The 2,997-nt window shown below is 72.4% G+C and carries 2 protein-coding genes; both read left to right on the forward strand.

The genetic code is table 11. The annotated features are described in order from the left end of the window. The first annotated feature begins 4 nt into the window (after positions 1 to 4). On the forward strand, positions 5 to 958 hold the full coding sequence (locus tag ACYVE9_RS21140) for a DUF3048 domain-containing protein (RefSeq protein ID WP_461029469.1): 954 nt from the start codon (positions 5 to 7) through the stop codon (positions 956 to 958). 93 nt (positions 959 to 1,051) lie between these two features. Then, the gene (locus ACYVE9_RS21145; protein ID WP_461029468.1) at positions 1,052 to 2,977 is read left to right on the forward strand and encodes an ABC transporter ATP-binding protein; all 1,926 of its coding nucleotides are present in this window, start codon (positions 1,052 to 1,054) and stop codon (positions 2,975 to 2,977) included. The last annotated feature ends 20 nt before the right edge of the window (positions 2,978 to 2,997 follow it).

Raw genomic sequence — 2,997 nt, forward strand, 5'->3', positions numbered from 1 at the left:
GGGGCTGCGGCGGCTGCGCAGGGGGGCGGTGGCCGTGCTCGCGGTGGCCGCGCTGCTGGGCGGAGCCGCCGCGTGCCAGCCGGGGGACCGCAAGGACGGCAACGGCCCCGAGAGGTCGCCCTTCACCGGCGTGGTCGCCGAGTCGGGGCCGGTGCTGGCGGTGAAGCTCGACAACGCCGCACAGGCCAGACCGCACACCGGCCTGGACCAGGCGGACCTGGTCTACGTGGAGAAGGTCGAGGGCGGGCAGAGCCGCCTGATGGGCGTCTACTCCAGCGCCTACCCCGACACCCTGGGGCCGGTGCGCAGCGCCCGGGAGTCGGATCTGGAGCTGCTGAGGCAGTTCGACCGGCCGGCGTTCGCCTACTCGGGTGTGCGCAGCGCGCTGCGGCAGGCGGTCGAGAACTCCCCGAACGAGGTGGTGCCGCAGAGCTCGGCGCCGGACGCGTACTTCCGTCAGGCGGGGCGCCCGGCGCCGCACAACCTGTTCCTTCGGCCTGAGCAGGCGCTGCGGGCGGCTCCGGACGCGGGGCGGCCCAGCGACATCGGTTTCCGCTTCGGGAAGCTGCCGGACGGGGGTGAGCCGGTCACCGAGCGGGCCGTGCGGTACTCGTCGGCGGTCACGTCCTTCGAGTGGTCTCCGGAGGAGGGGCGCTGGCTGGCCTCGTTCGACGGCGCTCCCGCCCTGACCAGCGAGGGCGGGCGGCTGGGTCCGCCGACGGTGGTCATCCAGCACGTGACGATGCGGCCCTCCGAGTTCCGGGACGTCACCGGTGCGGTGACGCCCTACGTGGAGACGGTCGGCGAGGGCCCGGCGACGGTGCTGCGGGACGGCCGGGCCTTCGAGACGACGTGGCAGCGGGTATCGGAATCGGCCGGCACGGAGTTCCACCTACCGGACGGCGAACCGATGCTGTTCGACCGGGGCCAGGTGTGGATCGTCTACGCCGATCGCTGACTTCCGATGCGGACGCCCGGGCGATCAGCGGTTGACTTCAACTTCGCTTGAGGTTCTACGGTCGTCCCATCGGCTCGGCTACGGAGGTGTGGGATGTCCATGGAGATGACCGCGTGGAACGCGATGTACAACGCCCGGCACGCCACCGAGGACCAGCGCCCCTTCTCCCGCGCCACCCTGCGCCGGATCTTCGCCTTCGCCCGGCCGCACCGGCGCCTGATCGCCCTGTTCCTGTTCTTCAGCACGGTCACGGCCGTGCTCGCGGTCGCCACCCCGCTGCTGGCCGGGCGGGTCGTCAACGCCATCGTGGACGGGCAGGCCCCGCGCACGGTGGTGATGCTGGCGGTGCTGATCGCGTTGATCGCGGTCGCGGAGGGCGCCATCGGGCTGCTGACCCGCTGGCTCTCGGCCCGCATCGGTGAGGGACTGATCCTCGACCTGCGCACCGCCGTCTACGACCACGTGCAGAAGATGCCGGTGGCGTTCTTCACCCGGACCCGCACCGGCGCTCTGGTGAGCAGGCTCAACAACGACGTGATCGGTGCGCAGCGGGCCTTCAGCAACACCCTCTCCGGGCTGGTCAGCAACGTGGTGACGCTGCTGCTGACGCTGGTGGTCATGCTCCAGCTCTCCTGGCGGATCACGCTGCTCGCCCTCGTGCTGCTGCCGGTGTTCGTGCTCCCGGCCCGGCGCATGGGCGCCCGCCTGGCCCAGCTCTCCCGGGAGGCGGCCAACCACAACTCCACGATGAGCACCCAGATGACCGAGCGGTTCTCCGCACCGGGCGCCACGCTGGTGAAGCTGTTCGGGCGGCCCGAGCAGGAGTCGGCCGAGTTCGCACAGCGCGCCGACCGGGTCCGGGACATCGGGGTGCGGACCGCGATGCTCCAGACGACGTTCGTGACGGCCCTGACCCTGGTGTCCGCCCTGGCGCTGGCCCTCGTCTACGGACTGGGCGGCTACCTCGCCCTGAACGGCCGGCTGGACGCCGGCACGGTCGTCTCCCTGGCGCTGCTCCTGACCAGGCTGTACGCCCCGCTCACCGCACTGGCCAGCGCCCGCGTCGAGGTGATGAGCGCGCTGGTCAGCTTCCAGCGGGTGTTCGAGGTGCTGGACCTGAAGCCGCTGATCCAGGAGAAGCCGGACGCCCGCGAGGTGCCGGACGGTCCGGTGGGTGTCGAGTTCGACGCGGTGGACTTCGCGTACCCGTCGGCAGACAAGGTCTCGCTCGCCTCGCTGGAGGAGGTCGCGACCCTGGACGCCCGCGGCGGCGAGCAGGTGCTGCACGACGTCAGCTTCCGGGCCGAGCCGGGCCAGCTCGTCGCGCTCGTCGGTTCCTCCGGCGCGGGCAAGTCCACCATCGCCCAGCTCACGCCCCGCCTGTACGACACGGACCGGGGCACGGTGCGGCTCGGCGGCGTGGACGTGCGCGACCTCAGCGCCGAGGCGCTGCGCCGCACCCTGGGCATGGTCACCCAGGACGGCCACCTCTTCCACGACTCGATCCGCGCGAACCTGCTGCTGGCCCGCCCGGAGGCCACCGACGAGGAGCTGTGGGACTCGCTGCGCAGGGCCAGGCTGGACGAGCTGATCGCCTCCCTGCCGGACGGGCTGGACACCGTCGTCGGTGAACGCGGTTACCGGCTGTCCGGCGGTGAACGGCAGCGGCTGACCATCGCCCGGCTGCTGCTGGCCCAGCCGCGCGTGGTCATCCTGGACGAGGCCACCGCGCACCTGGACTCCACCTCGGAGGCAGCCGTGCAGGAGGCGCTCACCGAGGCACTCGCCGGCCGGACCTCCCTGGTCATCGCCCACCGGCTCTCCACGATCCGGCAGGCCGACCAGATCCTCGTCCTGGAGCAGGGCCGCATCGTGGAACGCGGCACGCACGAGGAGCTGCTCGCCCGCAGCGGACGCTACGAGCAGCTGTACCGCACCCAGTTCAGCGAGTCCGACGAGCACCCGGCGGAACCGGCCGACCCGTCGGACCGGCCGACGGCGGCCCCAGCGGCCGTCTGAGCCGGCGCGCCCCGGGCCCC

Source organism: Streptomyces sparsus, assembly GCF_054776295.1.

Bases quoted from the DNA above. Each gene is read 5' to 3' on its own strand.
- ACYVE9_RS21145 (WP_461029468.1), top strand. From the start codon at position 1,052: ATGTCCATGGAGATGACCGCGTGGAACGCGATGTACAACGCCCGGCAC.